Genomic DNA, 26,145 nt, shown 5'->3' with positions numbered 1-26,145 from the left:
AAAATATCATATGCCAGTGTTTTCACTCTCGACTCCGATATCCACGTTAAAGTGCGCTAACAGATAGTGTTCTGCTTTTTCATTCCAGACCCCATGAGTTTCGGCGACCAGTTCGGCTAATTGCGCAAATAATGGATCCGTTTTACCCCGTTCGGCAAAATCGTCAATGGCGGTGAGGGGCATGGTAATGCCGTTATAAATCAGTTTCTTGCCACCCGGTATATGGGGGAGGTTGAGCACCGTTTCAGGTACAGCATCCAGACCGCCAATATGAGTAATCATAAAAGAGGGTTGTATGCGTCGCTGGGCAGAAAGCGTAAGTGCCTCTTCCATGTCACCGGTAGAGCCACCAGAAGTACCGACAATATGCGTACTGGAGTAGTGGACGTGATAGAAGTTAAACGGCACTTTAAAGTGCTTATCTGTCGGGCCGGCAAAGAAGTTCAGGCAACCATCTTCTGCCAGCAAATCATCACCCAATTCAATGACTGTTGGCACAGCTGCGTAGACAAATACATCATCAAAACCCTGATCCCCCGTGAGTTGACGTAATGTATCGATGGGGTTATCCAGCTTGCTGCTGTTGATGTAAATCAGTTCGATACCTTGATCTGCTGCCTGTTTTCTTGGTAGTAGTTGCTCAGCACGAGCCAGACGGACTTCATCTATATCTACCACCACCACGCGGGCCGGTTTGATATCACCGTTGATGGCATAATCGATAGCCCCCATTCCCATTGGCCCGGCACAAGCCAATAGGGCCAGATTACCGCCGGGCTTAATGCCCATGCGGTGTTCATAAACATATTGCGTGGTGTGATAACTGGCGTGATAGGCTCCAATAATGCAACACATCGGTTCAGCCAGCGATGCGGCGGCAAAATAGCTGCCGTGATAAGGCAGTACACAGCCGAGATCAATAGCCAGCTTGGGAATAATCATATAGGTGGCGTTACCGCCAAAATATTCGTAGCTGTAACCTGCTGAATAGCCACTGGGTAGCCCCATCGCAGGTTGCAACACAAAACGTTCACCAGCACGATAGCGGGTGGCTAAATTCTTACCGACTTCAACAATGACCCCCGCACATTCATGGCCAGTAATGGCAGGGTGTTGCGCCACATCGTCCGGTACTCGTTTGTGCTCACTACCCAGCAAAGCCGCTTTGTAAGTCGACAGGCAGACGCTGTCGGAAATGACGCTAACCAGTAATTCGTCATCGCTGATCGGGGGTAATTCAAACTCACGTAGGCGGACATCTTGCTTACCGTATATTGCAGCCACTTTCGTTTTCATACTGATTCCTTTGGCTTATCACTTGTAGTCAATTGCTCGAATAAAATATCCAGAGCCTGGTCGCCAAGATAATTTTTAATTAGAATCAATGGCTTGTCCGTCACTCCCTGTGCTCTGCCTTCAAGGCTGGCGTGGGTAACAATGATGTCAGCATCGGTTGGAATGTTTTCGATGGCGTAATGTTTTACCGCAATCGGGTAACCGGCTTTCTCCAGTTTTTTTCTAAACGTGGTTGCTCCCATGGCGCTGGACCCCATCCCGGCATCGCAGACAAAGGCTATCAACCGTACCGGATGATCATTGTTGAGGTGATTGGCCAATATGCCCTCGGCTTTTAGATTCTTCATGGCGGTTTGCGACTCTTCAAAGCTCTCTTCGCTGGTGGCTTTGTCCATTTTCAAGATGATGGAACCCACCAGGAACGAAACCGCAGTACCGGTAAAGACACCCGCACAGGTAGCCAGGAAACCACCGCGAGGGGTTAATGCCAGATACGCGAAGATAGAACCAGGACTCGGACCTGCAACCAGGCCAGCACCTAATAATTCAAAGACGTATATGCCACTCATGGCACCGGCAATCATGGCAATGATCATCAGTGGTTTCATAAGAACATAAGGGAAATACAGCTCGTGGATACCGCCGAGGAAGTGAATAATCATCGCGCCGGGTGCTGACTTCTTACTCATACCTTTGCCAAATAGTGAGAAAGCCAGCAGAATACCTAACCCTGGCCCTGGATTTGAGGCGACCATAAAGTAAATTGATTTACCGTGGATAGCAGTTTCCTGCATTCCCAGTGGGTAATAGATACCCTGGTCGATGGCATTATTCAGGAACAGCACTTTGGCAGGCTCATTAATCACCGCCAGTAGGGGTAAGAAGCCAGTAGACACCAGTGCTTCGATGCCTTGTTTGACCAGATTATTCGCCTCCATCACCGCCGGGCCGATCACTTCATAGGCCAGCAGGCAGAGCAACATGCCGCTGATACCGAGGGAGAAATTATTAATTACCATCTCGAAACCGGCTGGAATGTGTTTCTCCAATCGCTTATCGATATGTTTAATTAAATAACCCCCCAGTGGCCCCATCACCATCGCGCCAATAAACATCGGAATATCAGCACCAACAATAACCCCCATAGTGCCAATACCGCCCATCACGGCCCCGCGTTTACCCCCAATCAAATGCCCACCGGTAGAACCAATCATTAACGGTAGCAGGTAGGTAATCATCGGGCCGACCAACTTGCCAAAGTGTTCGTTCGGCGTCCATCCGGTCGGGATAAATAATGCAGTGATAAACCCCCAGGCAATAAAAGCCCCAATATTAGGTATTACCATTGCTGTTAGAAAACCGCCAAAGGATTGTACTTTGGCGCGTATTGATTTATTAGCCATATTAATTCCTTGTTATTGTATTATCGGAATAGGTTAATAACGCTTAAGGATATCTTTTATATTTTCGGTGTTGGCTGCATTCAGTAATGATGTAATAGATTCATCGTCACAGAACATTTCACTTAATGCCTGAATAGCATAAATATGGGAGTCAGCATCTTTTGCTGCCAGGCCTATCAGTAATTTTACCGGTTCACTGTCAGCGTCGAAAATCACGCCTTTACGCAGCAATGTCAGGCTGAGTGCGGTGTGGTTCACGCCATTTTCAGGGCGGGCATGCGGCATGGCTATTTCTGGTGCCAAAATATAATAAGGCCCTATCTCACGGGTGGCATCTTTGATTGCCTGACTATATTCAGGTTTAACCGCATGATTATCGATTAGGCTTGCCATTGATAAATCAATAGCGTGTTCCCAATGTTCGGCGGAAGGATATATCGCAATACTATTTTCAGGAAAGAAATCGATAAGCGCCTGCATAGGGAGTCCTTATATTATTATTTTATCTTGGCGGCCCATTAATTCATTCTCGTGGGCATTAACTGAAATGGAGCTTATTCTTGACGACGCGCTTAATCAAACCGATGAAAAAATGTGATCTGTGATACTAATGAAATGCAAACACTGAAAAACAGTAACTGTGATCACAATTATTTTATGTAAATTAGCACTTATATAAAAATGCAATGGCCTAAATTTGCAGTTAGTCACAAATATTTAATTTTAATAAATTATTGATTTTGTGATTTACATCTTGTTTATGGCATTGCGGAATGCATTATTTCTGAAAATTAAAGTGAGTGCTGTACTCCCAGCAGCAAAACGATGCTTTTTTTGACTGGATGAGGCGTACCTTCCTCGCGGTGCTGCATCTTCGTGCATTTGCCTCTAAAAAGTGCGGGAAAAGCGCACATACAGTGCTATCTCCCGTTACATCTCCTTTTCCCATTACTCAAAGTGCGGGTATTTCCGTTGTTCAGCGGTTATCTATCATTTGGTACAAACATTGCTTTAGCCATAGACCGCACTATTACCATTAAATTTCTTTGATAGGGATAAGGTATGTCACAGGCGAAACAAGCACCGGAATTAAAACGTACGTTGGGCAGTTTTCAATTATGGGGTATTGCCGTCGGGTTGGTGATTTCCGGCGAGTATTTTGGTTGGAGCTACGGATGGGCGCAAGCGGGAACGTTAGGGTTCCTGTTTACCGCTCTGGGTGTGGCCGCGATGTACACGGCATTTATTTTTAGTTTTACCGAATTAACCACCGCTATTCCTCATGCCGGAGGGCCGTTTGCTTACGCTCACCGCGCTTTTGGCCCAACGGGTGGCTTTATTGCTGGTCTTGCGACGTTGATTGAGTTTGTATTTGCTCCTCCCGCCATTGCCATGGCAATTGGTGCCTATATTAATGTTCAATTCCCAGCAATTGACCCAAAGTGGGTGGCGGTTGGGGCCTATCTGATATTTATGTCATTGAATATTCTGGGTGTCAGTATTGCTGCAACCTTTGAACTGTTGGTGACGATATTGGCCATTTTTGAGTTGCTGGTATTTATGGGCGTGGTCGCACCAGGCTTTGAAATCAGTAACTTTGTCAGAGGCGGTTGGGCTGGCGCGGATACATTCAGTATCGGGTCATTATCGGGGATTTTTGCCGCTATTCCCTTTGCTATTTGGTTCTTTTTGGCGATTGAAGGGGCTTCGATGGCCGCAGAGGAAGCAAAAGAGCCACAACGTACCATTCCGCGCGCCTTTATTGGCGGTATTTTGACCTTAGTGGTGCTGGCATTAGGTGTGATGGTATTTGCCGGTGGGGTGGGCGACTGGACTAAGCTATCTAATATCAACGACCCACTGCCACAAGCAATGAAAATTATCGTTGGCAGCGACAGCGGTTGGTTACACATGCTGGTATGGCTTGGGCTATTTGGTCTGATAGCCTCATTCCATGGCATCATTATGGGTTATTCCCGCCAGATTTTTGCTTTGGCCCGCGCCGGTTATTTACCTAAGCCGCTGGCCAAAGTAAACCGCCGTTTCCGTACCCCACACCTGGCTATTTTGGCCGGTGGTGTTGTCGGGATTGGTGCTATTTTTTCTGACTCGTTGATTATTATTGGCGGCATGCCACTGACGGCAAATATTGTCACTATGTCGGTGTTTGGTGCCATCGTGATGTATATCATCTCAATGTTGTCATTATTCAAACTGCGACAAACAGAGCCACGCCTGACTCGCCCATTCTCCGCGCCGTTCTATCCCTTTGCGCCAGCATTGGCGTTAGTTTTGGCGGTTGTCTGTCTGATTGCGATGATCTATTACAACCCGCTGCTGGCTCTGATATTCGCTGGAATGATGTTGGTCGGTTATATTTATTTTCGTCTTACCCACCGTTCACGCGCTACTGCCGCATTTGATCCACAGCTCAGTGCTGCCGAGTGATCCATTCTTGCTATTAATGTCATCATTGTTCAGGCTGTTTATGCAGCCTGTGCAACTAAGGGACGCAGTATGTACCAGACAACACTGAGCCATCGTAGTTACCACTTTGGCGATTTACGTGATTTGATGGCTAAAGCTTCACCGGCACGTTCGGGTGATTATCTGGCGGGCGTTGCGGCAGAAAGTGCTGAAGAACGCATGGCTGCCCGTATGACGCTGGCAGATCTGCCGCTAAAAACGTTTTTACAGCAAATGCTGATTCCTTATGAGCAGGATGAAGTCACACGGCTGATTATTGATAGCCACGACCCGCAGGCTTTTGCGCCAATAGCGCATCTGACCGTCGGCGATTTTCGTGACTGGTTACTCAGCGAGCAGGCCGACAGTGTGGCGTTAGCGCAAGTCAGTGCTGGTATCACCCCAGAAATGGCCGCCGCGGTAAGTAAAATAATGCGTAATCAGGATTTGATTCTGGTGGCGAAAAAATGCCGTGTTATTACCCGATTCCGTAACACTATTGGCCTTGCCGGCCACTTAAGTGTGCGGCTACAGCCCAATCACCCCACGGACAGTTTGCCGGGTATCGCCGCCAGCATGCTTGACGGCCTGCTGTATGGCAGCGGTGATGCTGTGATTGGCATCAATCCCGCCAGTGACAGCTTGCCATTGTTAGAAAAACTTAATTATATGCTGGATGACGTGATAAGCCGCTTTGAGATCCCCACTCAATCCTGCGTATTAACGCATGTTACTAACACGATTAAGTTGATTGAACGCGGAGCACCGGTTGATTTAGTGTTTCAGTCTATCGCGGGCAGTGAAGCTGCAAATGCCGGTTTTGGCATCAATCTGGCCTTGTTGGAAGAAGCACACTGTGCGGCATTGAGCCTCAAGCGAGGCACTGTCGGTGACAATGTGATGTATTTTGAAACTGGGCAGGGCAGTTGTCTCTCCGGTAATGCCCATTTCGGGGTTGATCAACAAACCTGTGAAGCGCGCGCTTATGCGATTGCTCGTCGCTTCTCACCGTTACTGACTAATACTGTCGTCGGGTTTATCGGGCCAGAATATCTTTATGATGGTAAGCAGATTATCCGTGCCGGTTTGGAAGACCATTTCTGTGGCAAGTTACTGGGTGTCCCACTCGGTTGTGATGTCTGCTATACCAACCATGCTGAGGCGGATCAGGATGATATGGATACCTTGCTGACCTTACTGGGGACCGCTGGACTGACCTTTATGATGGGGGTGCCGGGAGCTGATGACATCATGCTTAATTATCAAAGTACGTCGTTTCATGATGCGTTGTATATCCGGCAATTGCTCGGTCTGAAACATGCACCCGAGTTTGGTCTGTGGCTAGAGAAAATGAATATTATGGATGCTCAGGGGCGCTTGCGTGATACCGCGGCCAATCATCCGTTATTAGCACAGTTGCCACCTATGGGGGCATTCTGATGAGCGGAAATGAGATAATAAATGGGGTGTTACATCGCAATTCGTGGGCGGCTTTGCGTCAGTTTACGGCGGCGCGCATTGCTCTTGGCCGTACAGGAGCAAGCTTGCCGACTGAAGAGCTGTTGAAATTTGGTTTGGCACATGCACAGGCACGTGATGCTGTGCATCAGCCGTTTATCAGTGAAGATCTTGCTAATCAACTGGCAGATTCAGGATTACGGACACTTACCGTCAACAGTGCTGCGCCAGATCGTGCAACTTATCTGCGCCGCCCGGATCTTGGCCGAAAGCTATCGTCGCAAAGCCGTGAACAGTTGTGTGCATGGCCTGATAAGCAAGCCGACATCCTGTTGGTCATTGGTGACGGTCTGTCATCAAAAGCGGTACATCGGCAGGCAATCCCTTTGGTGATGGCCTTACGACCTTATTTGCAAACGCTCGGCTTATCACTGGCCCCGATAGTGTTGGCTCATCAATCACGGGTAGCATTAGGGGATGATGCAGGGGAGTGTTTACAAGCCAAAGCGGTTGTCATGTTGATTGGTGAAAGGCCGGGGCTTTCTTCCCCGGATAGTTTGGGGGTTTATATGACTTGGGGGCCGAACACGCGGCGGTTGGAGTCCGAGCGCAATTGTATTTCTAATATCCGGCCAGAGGGGTTGGATTATCCTCAGGCGGCTTTTAAGTTAGCCTGGTTGTTGGAGCAATCTTTCCAACGGCATTTATCGGGGGTGAAGCTTAAGGATGAAAGCGATAACCCGGCATTGTACGGGCGGGTAAGGCCAATTTACCCACTGACAACATAAGCAGTATATCTGGCTGGATATTTACGAAATAATGGCGGAAATGGCTATTTTTTGTGCCTTTAATCCGCTATCTAACATGCATTTTGGATAATGTTAAGTTATTCTATCTAAATGTTGCAGGCCGCTCTATCCTACACATCGCCTCGCTTTACAACTATTCTTATAAATATCTCACTAAATTTGAATTTTTTAACAGGTATTACTCCGCGTCATCATTTTCATGCTTTATGCAGTGGAGCTATTGGGAACATAAGGAAGAAACAATGGGACTACGAAGAAAGAGTGTTAAACCTATGCAACTCAATGATATTACAATCATTGATGATGCAAAACTGAAGAAGGCAATCACCGCAGCGGCGTTGGGCAACGCCATGGAGTGGTTCGATTTCGGGGTGTATGGTTTTGTCGCTTTTGCACTTGGCCAGGTATTTTTCCCCGGCGCTGATCCCGGTATTCAGATGATTGCTGCACTGGCGACTTTTTCCGTTCCTTTCTTGGTTCGGCCCCTTGGTGGCTTATTCTTTGGTGCGTTAGGTGATAAATATGGGCGGCAAAAAGTTCTGTCTGTCACCATCATTATTATGTCGGTCAGCACCTTCTGTATTGGTCTGATTCCCTCTTATGCCTCGATAGGTATTTGGGCACCGATATTATTGTTATTGGCAAAACTGGCACAGGGTTTTTCGGTTGGTGGCGAATATACCGGAGCCGCTATTTTTGTGGCTGAATATTCACCCGATAGAAAACGTGGTTTTCTTGGCAGTTGGTTGGATTTTGGTTCCATTGCAGGTTTCGTATTAGGCGCTGGAGTCGTTCTGCTCATTTCGAGCATTGTGGGTGAAGCCAGTTTCCTTGAGTGGGGGTGGCGTATTCCGTTTTTCGTTGCTGCGCCATTAGGATTAATCGGTATCTATTTGCGTCATGCACTTGAAGAGACACCGACCTTTCAACAGCACGTCGATAAAATTGATAATGATTCACGCCACAATATTGCCGAGCCACCTAAGGTTTCTTTCCGTGAGATTTTAACTAAACAATGGAAGAGCCTGATTATCTGTGTCGGGATGGTTATTGCCACCAACGTCACCTATTACATGCTACTGACCTACATGCCAAGCTACCTATCCCATAGTCTGCATTATTCTGAAGATCATGGTGTATTGATTATCATTGCAATCATGCTGGGTATGTTATTCGTCCAGCCTGTGATGGGATTAATGAGCGATAAATTTGGCCGTAGACCTTTTGTTATTTGTGGCAGTATTGGGCTGTTTATTCTCGCTATTCCCAGCTTTATTTTGATTAATAGCGGCATTATCGGTTTGATATTTTGTGGTTTGTTGATCCTGGCTATTTTGCTTAACTGTTTTACGGGGGTGATGGCCTCAATATTACCCGCAATGTTCCCAACCCATATCCGCTACAGCGCATTAGCTATCGCGTTTAATGTGTCGGTGTTGGTTGCAGGGCTGACACCAACGGCCGCAGCGTGGTTGGTTGAAACAACGCAAAATCTGTTTATGCCCGCTTATTACTTAATGGTGGTGGCGGTTATTGGTTTGGTTACTGGAGTATTTATGAAAGAGACTGCCAATATGCCACTGAAAGGGGCGACGCCAGCCGCGTCTGATCGGGCGGAGGCCAGAGAGATATTGCAGGAACACCATGATCATATCGAACACAATATTGACGACATTGATCAAGAAATAGCCGAACTTGAGAAAAAGAGAAAGAATCTGATCGCACAACATCCTGATATTAATTAATCAGTTTTGAGGGGTACGTCAGAGTGTTAATTTGATTTATATCAATAAAATTCATTTCTATACAATGGTTTACCTTTCTATTCAAATCTGTCTTTGACCCTCCCCCAAGGGGAGGGTTTAGATTATCAGTCATTATTCCAACTTATCTAGAACATTTCCTCTTACTGGAAGGATACCATGACAGTGAAAAAGACATTTGCAACAACAGCTCGACTGGCTATTGTTGCTTTAGCTGCGGTCACTTTTAGCCATTTCGCCGCGGCGACGACACAAACGGAATTTTTGGCTCAACATGGCTTAGCGGGAAAAACCACTGAGCAAATGATTGAGACCATCGATCAATCCAAACAAGAACGCCCTTTGGCATATTCAGCTTCGGTAACGAGTGCTGAACTCACCTTATCCGATGAACAACAGCGGTATTCTTTCCCCTTGGGTGATAAGTTCTATCTCTCATTCGCCCCCTATGTAAACCAAACTCACCCATGCTTCAATCACAGTTTGTCTGGCTGTCGTGGTGAATTGGCGAATAGCGCATTTGATGTGAAAATTACCGATAAAACCGGGAAAGTTATCCTGCAAGATACACTGACCAGCTATCAGAATGGTTTTATTGGTGTGTGGTTGCCACGCAATACTGAGGGGACTATCGAAGTGAGTTATCAAGGTCTCAAAGCTGTATCACCTTTTGCGACCCAAGCTGAAAGCCAAACCTGCATGACAACATTGCAACTAAAAAAATAAACGACTTAACGGCAAATTTTAACAATCGACAGAATAATAATAATAACCAGCTTAGCGGCTGGTTTTTTATTTCCTCGTGGCTGGAATAATAGATGTTTTTCTTGCCACTCGCGAGTATTTTTTAAATTATTAAATCCTGTTTATACTCCTTATGGCGAGGGATAATACCTGGCGTAAGTGATATTAAGTTTACGTTATGCTAAACGAAATGGCCAAGAGAAATATAATTATTTATAAATTATTATTTTTACGATATAGTTCGCTCCTTTATGGTGAAAATACGTAAAATTAAAGGAAACCTGTCCGCACGCGTTATAACTTTCCTTTTTCTGTTTACTTGGCTACCTGCCTTCTATAGCCGAGTTCATTAAGTGTAGAAGATTATATTATGTTTCAATTGATGCAGAGTGTTTTGACAAGTTCCTTTAATGCGGTCTGTATTATCTATCTTTGCATATCATTACCTTATCTTTATATTATTACCAGAAAAAAACCTAATCAGTTACATTATAAAATTCTAATGGGCGTGATTGCCGGTTTTACTGCAACCTATCTTGCTGATTTTCATAACCAAACTAGCACGACACTTTATGGGTTAATTATTAGCCCTATTGTTCTGACAGCATTAATTTTTGGCCCAATCCCCTTATTGATAAGCTATGCTATCCATACAGTATTTGTATTTGGATTGTCGCCATTTTATGATATTTTCATTATGTCTTTCATGTTTTTATCTATAGCGCTAAAAATTTGGGATAATAAAAGATATTCTACTTTTTTCCTTTCGGTTTTCATTCCACAATGTATAAATATTGCTTTGAATTTTGAACGACTAATCTCTTTAGGATACCTTCCCCGTTCAATATTTAAATCCGCGATGAGCATTATTTTACTCTCGATACTCTATTTTATTTTTAGCCGCTTTCAAAAAACGTTTAGTAAATTCTCTATTTTGCAATTCCAATCCTCGACGGATCAACTGACTAAATTACCTAATAGATTCAGTATTAATCACCATTTGGATAATTTTAGAGAAACGCATAAGGACTGCTTTATTGCTTTGATTGATATAGATTTTTTTAAAAGGGTTAATGATAATCATGGACATTCTGCCGGTGATAAAATTTTATATGATATCGCCCAGGAACTAACGTCAGTGATTAGAGGAAATGATTTTCTGGCGCGGTATGGCGGTGAAGAATTTTTGCTGTTAATACATACCGCAGATAACAGAATTGCCAGTGAGATCTTGGTGCGGATAACTACACATATCCGCGATACGCTGTTTATTACACCGGACAACCACTCTCTCAACATTACGATATCTATCGGTGCCGCTTTATATGTTAAAGACACCTCATTTGATGATGCGATTAAGTCAGCCGACAAAGCGCTCTACCGAGCGAAGAATGGTGGTCGAGATCAAGTTGTTTTTCATTAGGTTTTGTATGATTAGGCCATTGTGTAAGTCAGGATCTTTAACTTAGCATAGGCTTTTCCCCTAAGGCCTTTGTAGCTTAACAGCGGGTCCACATACATTGTAGAGGTTGGCGGTGACCAGAGAACATGTTGTTATTGTCATTGATATGCAAAATGGGGTTTTTGCTAATCCACGTTTTGATCGTGAAGGTCGCGTCGTTCGTATTAATCAGTTGATCGACCATGCTGACCAAGTCATTTTCATACAGCATGCAGAAGATGAAATGACACAAGGGAGTGAATTGTGGCAACTGCTACCGGAATTACATTACCCGCAGAATGCTATTTCTGTTACCAAAACAGCGTGTGATTCGTTTTATCTTACCTCGCTCGACACTATTATTGCCCAGCTAGGGGCTACTCATCTGACTATTTGTGGTTGTGCCACGGATTACTGTGTTGATACCACCATCAAAATTGCCGCCAGTAAAGGGTATGCTCTGACCATCGCTTCTGATGCCCATACCACTGCGGACCGGAAATATGTCACGGCTCAGCAGCTTATCGCGCAACATAATGAGGTTTGGTCTGAGCTGTCCATTCCGGGGAACCGTATCACAGTAAAAACGACGCAGCAGATCCTCGCTGACTGGCTGGATTAAATTCCTCTGGGCATACTCGCTTAGCACTCTTTTATTAGGTGATGTGTGCCGATAGTCTGATGCGATACCGTAGATAAAAATGATGAGTAGGAATAAGTAAACACCCTCCAGATTACGTCTACGGTACTGATGATTTGGTAAGGTTCGCTGATATTATTCTTTTCTCTTATCACCCACCCCTGTTTTTTTATCTTTAAAATAGAGAAATATCAAGAATTAATCTTGTGTTCATAGAACACGAATAGCGTATTTTATATAAGATTAATGGGACTATACATTGTAATTAAAGTAATGTAATTCCTAATGCCTCGTAGGATTATTCTCTTTCTTTGTGTGATAAATCTTTTTTTTATGATAATCAATAAAAAATATACATCTGGAAATTGAAGTCTGGTTGGTGATTGATTTTGATATTTTTCTTAAGTTGGATTTAAATTCTTATTTTTAATTTAAATGTAGGTTTTTATTCCGATAAAAATAATCATTGCAATATATTTTATTATGGGACAAATCTTGTTCTATTTTTTAAATATACGTATAAATAAAGATATATAGATAAGGTATGTTGGATGTTAACTTTATTTTAGTCTTTAGCTGGCTGGATTTAAAACGAAGCACCTCGGGTGTGTTCGCCGACTGATAGCCTGGGACTCTCTCCTCTAAACGAAAACCGCTTACTTATTGAATCATTAGTTTATGACGGTTTCCTCTCTCGTCTGATTTGTAAGGTGCGATGTCATCAATACACTTTCAATAAGATTTTAATCTTTTAAGGATATATATGAATGCAATTTTTAAAGTTATTTGGAATATATCCTTGAGTATATGGGTTGCGGTCGGTGAGTTTGCCAAGGGAAAACAAAAATCAAAAACTACCCAGCGAGGCTCCACAGCCACATCTTTACTTGAGAAATCAGGTAAACATCTTTCTCCTAAAATAGCTATTGTAGCCGCCGCCGTGATGGGGGTGTTTGGTATTCAACCGGCTTTTGCTATCAGTGTCGGCGATTGTGCTGCTATGGGCACAAACTGCGTGACGGTATCAACCGCGGCAGGTTTAGTCGCGGCATTAAGTAGTGCGGGGGCGGGAAGTACTGCGACCACGATCCTATTGACAGCAGATATCAATCTTGCAACCGCATATGCTGGGGGGATCACAGTAAACCAAGCCGCAAATGCCCGGCAGAATCTGGTGATTGATGGTGGTGGCTATAACTTAAACTACGCGAACTTTGCTTTCCTCATGGCGGCGGGAACCACAAATAATGCCGCCTGGAGTTCGCAAAATGCAACGTTCCAACTCGTCAACTTTGGCGACATTACGTCAACGCTTGCGATCACAAGCGGTATAGTTTCCCGACTGGTGTATGTACAAGACGACACGACTCGGTTAGACGTCACTTTGGATAACATTAACTCAGTACCCAATGGAAAACTGGTTGCGATGGGTGTTGATAGCGCTGCGGTCGCAGCCAATAAGATCGGTAGAGTGATATTCGGCAATATTACCCAGCCTATCACCTTAAATTTCGGCACTTATAGACAATCAGTTTTAGGCAGTAATATTACATTTACGGGACATTTCAACTTAACAGGGATAACAAGCCCTGATTATCCGGCGGTATTCTGGAGTAATGATACAGCAGCGAATAGCGTGCTCCATTTTGCCAATGGTGCCGATGTTAATATTACGGGCACGCGGCTCACTAATGGACCCGGTGTTGTTGGTGTTGGCGTGGCCTCGTATAACTATATGATTGATGATGGTGCCAAATTAACCCTGACTATCGATAGCCAAAACCCGTTAGGGGTGGCTAACTATGGTGTACAGATAGGTTCTTATAATCCGGTTACCGGATTATTTGGTTCCGGTGCAGTGATTAACATGAATAACTTGGCGGGCGATGTCATCAGTAATGCCCCCAGTACGACTACAACTTCATATATTTACAATGGTCCGGCCTCGCCTAATGATGTTATCTACAATCTGGCCGCGGGCTCAAATCTTGTTGTTGCTGCCGGAGCGGCCAATGATGGGATTATTGCCAGCAAAACCCTTGCAGGGACGGGGAATATTTATATCCGTTCAGCGGCGACCATCTCTGATGGCACGCAAAATACCACCGCGGGCACCGGGATTAATATCAGTGCTGGCTCATCGGGCAATGTGGTCGTTCGTAATGAGGCTGAGGGTACTATCAGAAAAGCAACCGGTATCAGTGTCACTGATACCGGTAGTGGGACGGTCAATGTCACTAACGCGGGCACGATTAACAGTACTACTGCCGGGATAGTCCTTACCCATAATGGCAGTGGCACGGCTAGTTTGACCAACAGTGGTTCGATTACTAGCACCACGGCGGGGATTGCAGTTTCAGCTGCCACGGCACAAACAATCAATATTGATAATACTGGTGGCACAGTGAGTGCCAGTGCCGGAACAGGTATTAATGTTCTAACCAATGCGTTGCTAAATATGATGGGGGGGCGATAACCACGACGGGTGCGGCGAATGCGTTAACTTTTGCTGGCACTAGCAATAGCCATGTTTTGACTGACTTGATTCTTAATCTGAATGGTACCGGTGTCGCTTTCTCAAAGGCGGCGGGTGTTAATCTGGCATTAAACCATATCATCTTCAACACGGTGACGGGCACTGCGCTAAATAGCCTGGCCGGTCTGACATTTGCCAACAGTGTTAATGGCAATAATATTATTAATGTGACAGGTGCGGGGACCGGGATAAGTTCTGTTGGTGGGGTCGATCTCAGTAATGCGTATTTGGACATTAATGTGACCGACAGTGCTGGCACCGGGCTGCAAGTAGCCGATGGTGCAGGAACGGCGACCACCATTGGTGTGAATACCCTGATCAATGCAACGGGTGCAACGGCGATTAATTTCGCAGGCACCACTGCAAAGACATTGAATAATAACGGGACGATTAATGGTGCGGTGACATTTGCCGGAACAGCGGCAAATATAATCAATAATAACTCGATATTGAATGGATCATTAACCACAGGTTCCGGCAGCGATACATTAGCTCTTGGTAGCACATCGCAAAGTAATGGTGCGATTAATCTGGGTGACGGGAATAACAATGTCACTATCGAGAATGGTGCACAGGTATCCTCCATTACAACAGGCACAGGCGACGATACTTTTACTCTTAATAATATGACGCTGGGGAGCACTTATTTAGGTGCTCTAAATGCCGGTAGTGGCTCAAATACCCTGAACTTCAATAACTCATTTGATTCTCTGGCGAGTGGTACGTCGTTACAGGGCTTTACCAATATCAATCTTATCGATAGCCAAATTACCCTGAATTTTGACGATAATATCGGTAGCGGGGCAATTAATATCAGCGCGAGCAGTGAGTTACTTTTTGGCAGCACATTCAATAGCACACTGAACGCCTCATTAGGCCATGTTGCCGCCGGGGATGGTTTAGCCATTGTTGATAACGGTGCTAATGTTTCGTTGAGCCAGGCCAGTACTTTTGCTGGCGATTGGCAGGTGAATCAGAGCGGTACTCTAACAGTCAGCAACAGCAATCAGTTGGGGACGAGTAACCTTTCACTGGACGGCACACTGAATTTGAATGGTGTGGCGACGTATAACAACTCCCTGTTGGGAACCGGTTTATTAAATATTGATACCGCGAATAACACCTTCAATTTTGGTGCTAATACAGGCACTGGATTCGCCGGTACGATTGATATGAAAAACACTGTTTTCACCCTGAGTGGTGATAATACAGGCGCATTGAGCAATGCCTCCTTTATTGTGTCTGCGGGGACTCTGGTTGCGGTGGATAATAGCAATCAGGCGATAGGTAATTTTATTCTCAACGGCGGTACCTCTGCATTTTCTAATGGCAGTTTAATTACTGCCGACACGTTGGCGGTGACAAACGACAGCAATATCAGAGTCGATCCGGCCATGAGTATCGCCGGAAACATACTCGATCAAGACACTGGCAGCTCAGTCAAGTTAATTGACAGTAGCAATACCCTATCAGCAACAGATTTGGCGCGACTGACACTCATGGATTTGTCGGGTGCGAGTTTAGGTCCTGATACTTCAATGAGTGTTATTCAGGGGGTGAATACGGTAGCACAAGCCCTTTATAACTATGCCTTATCCGGCGTAGGTAGCGGCTTGAGCATAACCTCTGTGCTGACTCGGTTGGCAATAATCTCCGGGCAGACATTAACGCTGACGTCACAGGGCGCATTGGATACCAATAAACTGCTGACTGCTCAACTGACTGGTAGCGGTAATTTATCTATCGCTGCTGATAACAGCGAAATGACGCTGAACAATGCCACGAACGATTACACCGGTAGCACATTGGTGAATGGCGGCATCTTGAATCTGGGCAGCGATAATGCGCTGGGACAGACCTCTGGATTAACAACCGCGGCGGGCACCAACACTAATCTCAACGGTCACAGCCAGACTGTCGGCGGGCTAACCAATATCGGTACGGTAACGCTGGGCACGGGCGGGGTGCTGAGTAGTTCGGGGGCGCTGACCAACAGCAATAGCCTGAATATTGCGGGCGGGACACTGAATTTGGCGGCGGGCGGAGTCTCAACGGCGACCGGCGGTTTAACCGGTGCCGGCACCTTGAACATCAACGGCGGTGACTTGGCGGTCAGTGGTGCCAACAGCGGGTTAAGCGGCCAGACCCTGATTGCGTCGGGCGCGTCGGCAACCCTGAACGGGGCCGGTACGCTGGGCAGCAGTGCCATTAATGTGCTGGGTGATTTAAACCTGAACGGGGCTAATGCGGCACTGGCCAATGTGCTGAGCGGCACGGGCGACATCAATACCAACGCTGCCATCACCCTGACTGGCACGAATAGCTTTAGCGGCGCACACCATATCGGTGCCACAGGGGCATTAACGGTAACGCAGGCCAGTAATCTGGGAGCCTCGACGGCTACTGTGAATCTGGATACCGCCACTTCGCATCTGGTGCTGAACGGCCTTAGCGGCGCGGTTGCCAATGCCCTCAGCGGCGTGGCGGATTCGACTGTTGATATCAACAATGGTGCGAATGTGTCGCTGACCGGCAATAACAGTGGCTTCCTCGGTCAGTATGCGCTGGCGGACAGCAGCAAATTGACGGTGGCCTCAACCAATAATCTGGGGGCCGCTTCCTCTGTGGCCCTGGCGGGCGCACAGGATATTCTGGCGCTGAGTGGCTTTAACGGCATCTTTGGCAATACGGTCACCGGCAGCGGTATCTTGCAGGTCACCGACAGCAGCGATGTGACCCTGACCAGCAGCAATGGCGTCGACAATGCGGTCACGGTGGATATCACGGATGCCACCTTGAATCTGGCTGATATCGCGCTGTTTGACCATGCACTGACCGGCACTGGCACACTGAACATTGATACTGCCAATAACATTTTCAATTTTGGTGTTAATACTGGCACGGCATTCGCCGGTACGATTGATATGGAAAACACTGTTTTTGCCCTGAGTGGCGATAATACCAGCACATTGGGCAATGCGTTGTTTGTGGCCTCTGGCGGTACGTTGATGACCGTAGGCAGTGGCAATCAGATACTGGGTAACTTTACCCTAAATGGTGCGACGACAGTATTTGGCTCTGGCAGCTTAATCGTCACTGACACGTTGGCGGTGACGAATAGCAGTACCATTCAAGTTGATCCGGCTCTCACCACTGGCGGGAATTTACTTGATCAGGACACTGGCAGTTCAGCCCAATTAATCAGCAGTAATAATACGCTCTCTACACCTGAGTTGGCGCTCCTGACATTACAAGACAGTTTGGGTAATAGCCTGGGTAATGGCACAACTGAAGATATTATTCAGGGGAGCAATATAGTTGCTGAGGCACTTTATAACTACGGATTATCGGGCAATGGCGGTGGCTTAAGTGTGACGTCAAGTCTGACTCAGTTGACGTTACTTTCCGGCCAAAGTTTGACGCTGACGTCACAGGGCGCGGTGAATGCTGATCACACCTTGCTGGCGAAAGTGACTGGTACGGGTAATTTAGCTATTGGCGCTGATAACAGCGAAATGACGCTGAACAATGCCACGAACGATTACACCGGTAGCACATTGGTGAATGGCGGCATCTTGAATCTGGGCAGCGATAATGCGCTGGGACAGACCTCTGGATTAACAACCGCGGCGGGCACCAACACTAATCTCAACGGCCACAGCCAGACTGTCGGCGGGCTAACCAATATCGGTACGGTAACGCTGGGCACGGGCGGGGTGCTGAACAGCGGCGTGCTGTCCAACAGCAGTATCCTTGATATCACTGGCGGTACGCTGAACCTCAGCTCGGGCGGAGTCTCAACGGCGACCGGCGGTTTAACCGGTGCCGGCACCTTGAACATCAACGGCGGTGACTTGGCGGTCAGTGGTGCCAACAGCGGCTTAAGCGGCCAGACCCTGATTGCGTCGGGCGCGTCGGCAACCCTGAACGGGGCCGGTACGCTGGGCAGCAGTGCCATTAATGTGCTGGGTGATTTAAACCTGAACGGGGCTAATGCGGCACTGGCCAATGTGCTGAGCGGCACGGGCGACATCAATACCAACGCTGCCATCACCCTGACTGGCACGAATAGCTTTAGCGGCGCACACCATATCGGTGCCACAGGGGCATTAACGGTAACGCAGGCCAGTAATCTGGGAGCCTCGACGGCTACTGTGAATCTGGATACCGCCACCTCCCATCTGGTGCTGAACGGTGTTAGCGGCGCGGTTGCCAATGCCCTCAGCGGTGTGACGGATTCGACTGTTGATATCAACAATGGTGCGAATGTGTCGCTGACCGGCAATAACAGTGGCTTCCTCGGTCAGTATGCGCTGGCGGACAGCAGTAAATTGACGGTGGCCTCAACCAATAATCTGGGGGCCGCTTCCTCTGTGGCCCTGGCGGGCGCACAGGATATTCTGGTGCTGAGTGGCTTTAACGGCACCTTTGGCAATACGGTCACCGGCAGCGGTATCTTGCAGGTCACCGACAGCAGCGATGTGACCCTGACCAGCAGCAATGGCGTCGACAATGCGGTCACGGTGGATATCACGGATGCCACCTTGAATCTGGCTGATATCGCGCTGTTTGACCATGCACTGACCGGCACTGGCACACTGAATGTGGCGAAGAATGATGCCAGCACGGCATTTGATTTCGGCTCTTCAGTGGGCGGCGCATTCAGCGGCATTGTGAACCTGACGAACTCGACCTTTGCGTTAAACGCGGGCAACACTGCCGCGCTGGCAAATGCCACACTGCAACTCTCAGCCAATAACGTGACCACCGTCGGTACGGATGATCGCACGCTGCACGGCTTGGATCTGAGTGGCGGCACCCTGATTTTTGACGGGGCAGCGCCGCAGTCACAGGCCAGCGGTGTGGTGACGGTCACTGATCTGGCGCTGAACAGCGGCACCATCAGCGTGACGGGCACTGACAGTTGGACTAACCAGAATCCGGTGCTGGCACCGAATCTGTCGATCCTCGATCAGGATCGGGGCGATATTATGCTGGAGCTGATTAATGCCGGTACGGTGAGTGGGGCGGCCAGCGGTCTTAATCTGATGATCAACGGCACGACGGTCACCGACACCGCGCAAGGCGTGGTCTCTGCCATCTTGCAGGGCGGGACGACGGTAGCTAATGCCACCCATAATTACGGTCTGACCAGCAGCGACGGCAGCGGTGGTAATGGTTTGTATGTCAATTACAGCCTGAGCGCGCTGGAACTGTTAACAGACGGTGCCGATGCCTTGTTGCTGGCAACAGACAGCAGTGCGACCTCGAATAAAGAGCTGAATGCACTGGTATCAGGGGTGGGCGGTTTGCAGGTGGATGCCACCAATGGGGCGCTGACGCTGGCCAACGGCAGTAACAGCTATCAGGGTACGACCACGGTCAATGCCGGTGAACTGGTCCTGGGGGCTAACGGTGCCTTTGGTCAGACGTCATTACTGGATATCGCCAGCGGTGCCAGCGCCAACATCAACGGTCATACTCAAACCGTGGGCGCACTGACCAATGCTGGTACGGTAACGCTGGGCACGGGCGGGGTGCTGAACAGCGGCGTGCTGTCCAACAGCAGTATCCTTGATATCACTGGCGGTACGCTGAACCTCAGCTCGGGCGGAGTCTCAACGGCGACCGGCGGTTTAACCGGTGCCGGCACCTTGAACATCAACGGCGGTGACTTGGCGGTCAGTGGTGCCAACAGCGGCTTAAGCGGCCAGACCCTGATTGCGTCGGGCGCGTCGGCAACCCTGAACGGGGCCGGTACGCTGGGCAGCAGTGCCATTAATGTGCTGGGTGATTTAAACCTGAATGGGGCTAATGCGGCACTGGCCAATGTGCTGAGTGGCACGGGCGACATCAATACCAACGCTGCCATCACCCTGACTGGCACGAATAGCTTTAGCGGCGCACACCATATCGGTGCCACAGGGGCATTAACGGTAACGCAGGCCAGTAATCTGGGAGCCTCGACGGCTACTGTGAATCTGGATACCGCCACTTCGCATCTGGTGCTGAACGGTCTTAGCGGCGCGGTTGCCAATGCCCTCAGCGGCGTGACGGATTCGACTGTTGATATCAACAATGGTGCGAATGTGTCGCTGACCGGCAATAACAGCGGCTTCCTCGGTCAATATGCGCTGGCGGACAGCAGCAAATTGACGGTGGCCTCAACCAATAATCTGGGGGCCGCTTCCTCTGTGGCCCTGGCGGGCGCACAGGATATTCTGGCGCTGAGTGGCTTTAACGGCATCTTTGGCAATACGGTCACCGGCAGCGGTATCTTGCAGGTCACCGACAGCAGTGATGTGACCCTGAATAACACCAACAGTGTCGACAATGCGGTCACGGTGGATATCACGGATGCCACCTTGAATCTGGCTGATATCGCGCTGTTTGACCATGCACTGACCGGCACTGGCACACTGAATGTGGCGAAGAATGATGCCAGCACCGCATTTGATTTCGGCTCTTCAGTGGGCGGCGCATTCAGCGGCATTGTGAACCTGGCGAACTCGACCTTTGCGTTAAACGCGGGCAATACTGCCGCGCTGGCAAATGCCACACTGCAACTCTCAGCCAATAACGTGACCACCGTCGGTACGGATGATCGCACGTTGCACGGCTTGGATCTGAGTGGCGGCACCCTGATTTTTGACGGGGCAGCGCCGCAGTCACAGGCCAGCGGTGTGGTGACGGTCACTGATCTGGCGCTGAACAGCGGCACCATCAGCGTGACGGGCACTGACAGTTGGACTAACCAGAATCCGGTGCTGGCACCGAATCTGTCGATCCTCGATCAGGATCGGGGCGATATTATGCTGGAGCTGATTAATGCCGGTACGGTGAGTGGGGCGGCCAGCGGTCTTAATCTGATGATCAACGGCACGACGGTCACCGACACCGCGCAAGGCGTGGTCTCTGCCATCTTGCAGGGCGGGACGACGGTAGCTAATGCCACCCATAATTACGGTCTGACCAGCAGCGACGGCAGCGGTGGTAATGGTTTGTATGTCAATTACAGCCTGAGCGCGCTGGAACTGTTAACAGACGGTGCCGATGCCTTGTTGCTGGCAACAGACAGCAGCGCGACCTCGAATAAAGAGCTGAATGCACTGGTATCAGGGGTGGGCGGTTTGCAGGTGGATGCCACCAATGGGTCGCTGACGCTGGCCAACGGCAGTAACAGCTATCAGGGCACGACCACGGTCAATGCCGGTGAGCTGATCCTGGGGGCTAACGGTGCCTTTGGTCAGACGTCATTACTGGATATCGCCAGCGGTGCCAGCGCCAACATCAACGGTCACACTCAAACCGTGGGCGCACTGACCAATGCTGGTACGGTAACGTTGGGCACGGGCGGCGTACTGAGTAGTTCGGGGGCGCTGACCAACAGCAATAGCCTGAATATTGCGGGCGGTACGCTGAACCTCAGCTCGGGCGGAGTCTCAACGGCGACCGGCGGTTTAACCGGTGCCGGCACCTTGAACATCAACGGCGGTGACTTGGCGGTCAGTGGTGCCAACAGCGGGTTAAGCGGCCAGACCCTGATTGCGTCGGGCGCGTCGGCAACCCTGAACGGGGCCGGTACGCTGGGCAGCAGTGCCATTAATGTGCTGGGTGATTTAAACCTGAACGGGGCTAATGCGGCACTGGCCAATGTGCTGAGCGGCACGGGCGACATCAATACCAACGCTGCCATCACCCTGACTGGCACGAATAGCTTTAGCGGCGCACACCATATCGGTGCCACAGGGGCATTAACGGTAACGCAGGCCAGTAATCTGGGAGCCTCGACGGCTACTGTGAATCTGGATACCGCCACTTCGCATCTGGTGCTGAACGGCCTTAGCGGCGCGGTTGCCAATGCCCTCAGCGGCGTGGCGGATTCGACTGTTGATATCAACAATGGTGCGAATGTGTCGCTGACCGGCAATAACAGTGGCTTCCTCGGTCAGTATGCGCTGGCGGACAGCAGCAAATTGACGGTGGCCTCAACCAATAATCTGGGGGCCGCTTCCTCTGTGGCCCTGGCGGGCGCACAGGATATTCTGGCGCTGAGCGGCTTTAACGGCACCTTTGGCAATACGGTCACCGGCAGCGGTATCTTGCAGGTTACCGGCGGCAGTGATGTGACCCTGGCCAGCAGCAATGGCGTCGACAATGCGGTCACGGTGGATATCACGGATGCCACCTTGAATCTGGCAGATATCGCGCTGTTTGACCATGCACTGACCGGCACTGGCACACTGAATGTGGCGAAGAATGATGCCAGCACGGCATTTGATTTCGGCTCTTCAGTGGGCGGCGCATTCAGCGGCATTGTGAATTTGCAAAATACCATTTTCAATATCGATGGTTTGAATACGACAGCCTTGACGAATTCCACACTGAAATTATCCAGCGGCAGTCTGGCCTCGGTGGCAGACGGTGTACAGAATATCGGTGGGCTGGCGCTCAATGGCGGTACGTTGCTGTTTAATAATCTGGTGGATAACTCAGGTATCATCAGCTCCTTAGGAACCCTCACGGCGAATAATATCGATACCACCGGTGGCGGTGAGGTTCGGGTTAATTTACCGGCGAATGTCACACCAGATCTTGGCGGTTTGTCGGTGATGCAACTGGATGAAGGGGAGATCATTGTGACCTTGGCCTCCGGCGCGGCGACCGGAACCGGGCATGAGCTGACGTTATCTGATGCACTTGGTGACCCGTTAAGTGCGACCGTTTATCAGTCTATTTCTAACCCTGGTGCACTCTCACCGGCGGCACTGGGTTCGTTTAATTACGGCATGACCACCGGGACCGGTTTTGATGGGTTGTACGTCAATTATGGGCTGAAGGCGTTGGAATTGCAGAGCACAGGTAATGACGCACTGATATTAACGGCAACCTTGGCAAACAATGGTACGCAGGCTAATGATCTCTCCGCTCAGGTGACGGGCAGTGGCGACCTGGCCTTTGTTTCCGCTAATGACGGCAGCATTGCATCGTTATCGAATTCGACCAACAGCTATACCGGCGCGACATGGGTGCGTGCAGGCAATGTCCGTCTGGCTGCGGATTCAGCACTGGGGCAAACTTCTCTGCTGGCGATGAGCACGGCGACGAATGTTGATCTCAACGGGACTCAGCAGACGGTGGGTCAGTTAGCCACTGAAACCGGCAGTACATTGGACTTCAATAGCGGCAAGTTAACCGTCACTAATGGCGGGCAGGTTGATGGCGTATTGACGGGCGTTGGTGAGCTGGATCTGGCCGGCGGTTTACTGAGTATCACTCAAGCTAATAGTGGCTTTACTGGCAGCACTGACATTGCCAGTGGCGCGACAGCACATCTGTATCAGGTCCAAGGGCTAGGCTCGGGAGCGATTAACAATAACGGCCTGCTTAATCTGGATAATACCAGCGGGGTGCTGCTGAACGCGTTGGCGGGTAGCGGCAACGTCCAACTTTCCAACAGTGCTAATGTCCAACTGGCCGCAGACAATAGTGGCTATTCGGGCTTATTTACCACTGACGCAGGGACGGTGTTGACCGCCAATAATGCAGGCAATCTGGGGAGCAGCAGTGTTGCAAACAACGGTGAGCTAATCTTGGATACGGCGTCAGTCTGGAATTTATCCAACGCGATCAGCGGTAGCGGTACATTGGTTAAACGTGGCAGCGGCACGGTAAAAATTGATAGCGGTACAGTCAGTGCCAGTTTGACGACGATTGAAAACGGTTTGCTGCAACTGGGCAGTTCAACAGCCACCTCGACCCTGACAGTGAATGAGTCACCATTGGCCCGTACATTGGTGGCCACACTGGCATCCAATGTCGTCAATCTGGTCAGTGACGTGTTGATTACTAACACCGGCTCATTAGGTGGATACGGCCAGGTGACAGGGAATGTGGAAAACCGTGGCAACCTGATTATGCCAAATGCCTTAACCGGCGGCGATTTCGGGACCTTCATTATTGATGGTAATTATACCGGCGATAACGGTACTGTGGTCTTCAATACTATTCTGGCCGGTGATTCATCAGTAACCGATCGGCTGTTGATTACTGGCAATACCGCAGGGCAAAGTTTTGTCACCGTGAACAATATTGGTGGTAATGGTGCGCGGACCTCTGAGGGCATCAAAATCATTGATGTCGGCGGCGATTCTGCCGGGCAGTTTACCCTGAATGGCCGTGCTGTGGCGGGTGCCTATGAGTACTTCTTGTATCAAGGTGGTGTTAGCTCGCCGACCGATGGTGACTGGTATTTGCGCACTCAAGCAGATGAGCGCCGCCCTGAACCGGCAAGCTATACCGCGAACCTGGCTGCGGCCAACTCAATGTTTGTTACCAGTTTAGCTGATCGCTCCGGTGAAACAGTGTATACCGATGTCTTTACGGGTGAAGAGAAAACGACCAGCCTGTGGTTACGCAATGAAGGTAGCCATAACCGTTCCCGTGATGACAGTGGCGAATTGAAAACGCAAGATAACCGATATGTGATGCAGTTGGGGGGTGATGTGGCGCAATGGAGCCGCAACACACAAGATCTGTGGCGCGTCGGGGTTATGGCGGGTTATGCCAATAGCAGCAGCTCTTCTGTGGCACAGGAAACCGGTTATCGGTCCAACGGTTCGGTAGATGGCTACAGTGTGGGGGTATATGGCACATGGTTTGCTGATAGTCAGGATAATACCGGTGCTTATGTTGACACCTGGCTGCAATACAGTTGGTTTAACAATCAGGTTGATGGACAAGATCTCACCACCGAGAAATATGACTCGAAAGGGTTCACTGCTGCGGTCGAGAGTGGCTATGCCTTCAAAGTGGGCCAGAGTGTTAACCAAAATTACTTTATTCAGCCAAAAGCTCAAGTGGTGTGGATGGGGGTGAAAGCAGATTCTCATACAGAAACCAATGGCACAGTAGTCTCCGGCGAGGGGAATAACAACATTCAAACCCGCTTGGGTGTGAAGGCCTTTATCAGCCCAATACCGACCGCTGAAAAAGCCAACGTTCCGGCATTTAAGCCATATGTTGAGGCCAATTGGGTCCATAACACCAAAGATTTTGGCACCACACTCGATGGTATAACCGTGAAGCAAGCGGGGGCAGCCAATATTGCTGAGTTGAAATTGGGTGTCGAAGGCCAGATCAATAACAAGCTGAATCTGTGGGGTAATGTGGGCCAGCAAGTGGGTAATAATGGCTACAGCGACAGCAGTATCACGTTAGGGGTTAAATATAATTTCTAACTGAAACCAGTCGTTATAAGCCATCCGCGGCACATATCATCAGGTATGTGCCGTTTTTTATGGTTAAAGCTGTACTGAAAAATATCAATGACAGTGGTGGCTGTAGTTGATTCTTTTGGTTTTATATTTTGAATTTATTTTGTTGGCAGCTTATTAAGCTGAGTTGTCTGTATTGTACGATGCTAAATTAATATCATTATCTAAATTATGATATTTAATATTGCATTAAATTAAATGTGTAATGAAATTAAATTGACGATTTAAGATTTTTGTTATAAAAAATTGAATATAAAAATATTATATTATTCATTAAGTTAGTTTGGTCTCTTGGTTTTGTATTGACAGGGTT

12 protein-coding genes are annotated in these 26,145 nt (G+C 48.7%); 9 read left to right on the top strand and 3 right to left on the bottom strand.

What is annotated here, in order from left to right; all coding sequences use genetic code 11:
• Positions 1 to 6 precede the first annotated feature (6 nt).
• The 3 genes from V1956_RS22630 to V1956_RS22620 are packed head-to-tail and all read right to left on the bottom strand — an operon-like array spanning position 7 to position 3,179.
• Entirely contained in the window at positions 7 to 1,296 is a 1,290-nt protein-coding gene (locus V1956_RS22630; RefSeq protein ID WP_442825727.1) for a zinc-binding dehydrogenase, read from the bottom strand.
• Positions 1,293 to 2,699 (bottom strand): PTS mannitol transporter subunit IICB, encoded by a 1,407-nt coding sequence (locus V1956_RS22625; RefSeq protein WP_102970533.1) that lies wholly within the window; start codon positions 2,697 to 2,699, stop codon positions 1,293 to 1,295. The genes V1956_RS22630 and V1956_RS22625 overlap by 4 nt, the downstream gene beginning before the upstream one ends.
• A gap of 33 nt (positions 2,700 to 2,732) precedes the next feature.
• The gene (locus tag V1956_RS22620; RefSeq protein WP_083162495.1) at positions 2,733 to 3,179 is read right to left on the bottom strand and encodes a PTS sugar transporter subunit IIA; all 447 of its coding nucleotides are present in this window, start codon (positions 3,177 to 3,179) and stop codon (positions 2,733 to 2,735) included.
• Positions 3,180 to 3,761: 582 nt separating this feature from the next.
• On the opposite strand from V1956_RS22620, the gene eat reads away from it, so the two are divergent.
• The 9 genes from eat to V1956_RS22575 all read left to right on the top strand — a co-directional run bounded on the left by eat (position 3,762) and on the right by V1956_RS22575 (position 25,796).
• Entirely contained in the window at positions 3,762 to 5,147 is a 1,386-nt protein-coding gene (gene eat / locus V1956_RS22615; protein ID WP_372560543.1) for an ethanolamine permease, read from the top strand.
• Between the two features lie 69 nt (positions 5,148 to 5,216).
• A complete protein-coding gene (locus tag V1956_RS22610; protein WP_420075312.1) occupies positions 5,217 to 6,605 on the top strand; it encodes an ethanolamine ammonia-lyase subunit EutB in 1,389 nt (462 codons plus the stop codon).
• Positions 6,605 to 7,411, top strand: coding sequence for an ethanolamine ammonia-lyase subunit EutC (gene eutC / locus V1956_RS22605; RefSeq protein ID WP_420075313.1), 807 nt, complete (start codon positions 6,605 to 6,607; stop codon positions 7,409 to 7,411). Before V1956_RS22610 ends, eutC begins: the two co-directional genes overlap by 1 nt.
• 263 nt (positions 7,412 to 7,674) lie before the next feature.
• Positions 7,675 to 9,177, top strand: a complete 1,503-nt coding sequence (gene proP, locus V1956_RS22600) for a glycine betaine/L-proline transporter ProP (RefSeq protein ID WP_372560546.1) — start codon at positions 7,675 to 7,677, stop codon at positions 9,175 to 9,177.
• Between the two features lie 183 nt (positions 9,178 to 9,360).
• Positions 9,361 to 9,921 carry a copper-binding periplasmic metallochaperone CueP gene (gene cueP, locus V1956_RS22595; protein ID WP_420075314.1) on the top strand — a complete coding sequence of 187 codons (561 nt, stop codon included), beginning with the start codon at positions 9,361 to 9,363 and terminating at the stop codon, positions 9,919 to 9,921.
• A gap of 388 nt (positions 9,922 to 10,309) precedes the next feature.
• Positions 10,310 to 11,362, top strand: a complete 1,053-nt coding sequence (locus tag V1956_RS22590; RefSeq protein WP_372560548.1) for a GGDEF domain-containing protein — start codon at positions 10,310 to 10,312, stop codon at positions 11,360 to 11,362.
• Positions 11,363 to 11,474: 112 nt separating this feature from the next.
• A complete protein-coding gene (locus tag V1956_RS22585; RefSeq protein WP_372560549.1) occupies positions 11,475 to 12,002 on the top strand; it encodes an isochorismatase family protein in 528 nt (175 codons plus the stop codon).
• Between the two features lie 781 nt (positions 12,003 to 12,783).
• Complete coding sequence (locus tag V1956_RS22580; RefSeq protein WP_442825726.1) at positions 12,784 to 14,496, top strand: ESPR-type extended signal peptide-containing protein; 1,713 nt, start codon at positions 12,784 to 12,786, stop codon at positions 14,494 to 14,496.
• A gap of 56 nt (positions 14,497 to 14,552) precedes the next feature.
• A complete protein-coding gene (locus tag V1956_RS22575) occupies positions 14,553 to 25,796 on the top strand; it encodes an autotransporter outer membrane beta-barrel domain-containing protein (protein WP_442825725.1) in 11,244 nt (3,747 codons plus the stop codon).
• Positions 25,797 to 26,145 lie beyond the last annotated feature (349 nt).

Source organism: Yersinia sp. 2540 StPb PI (assembly GCF_052217165.1).
In the GTDB taxonomy this organism is placed as follows: domain Bacteria; phylum Pseudomonadota; class Gammaproteobacteria; order Enterobacterales; family Enterobacteriaceae; genus Yersinia; species Yersinia enterocolitica_E.
The sequence above is the reverse complement of the archived record's forward strand: the minus strand, read 5'-3'. Positions and strand labels throughout refer to the sequence as shown.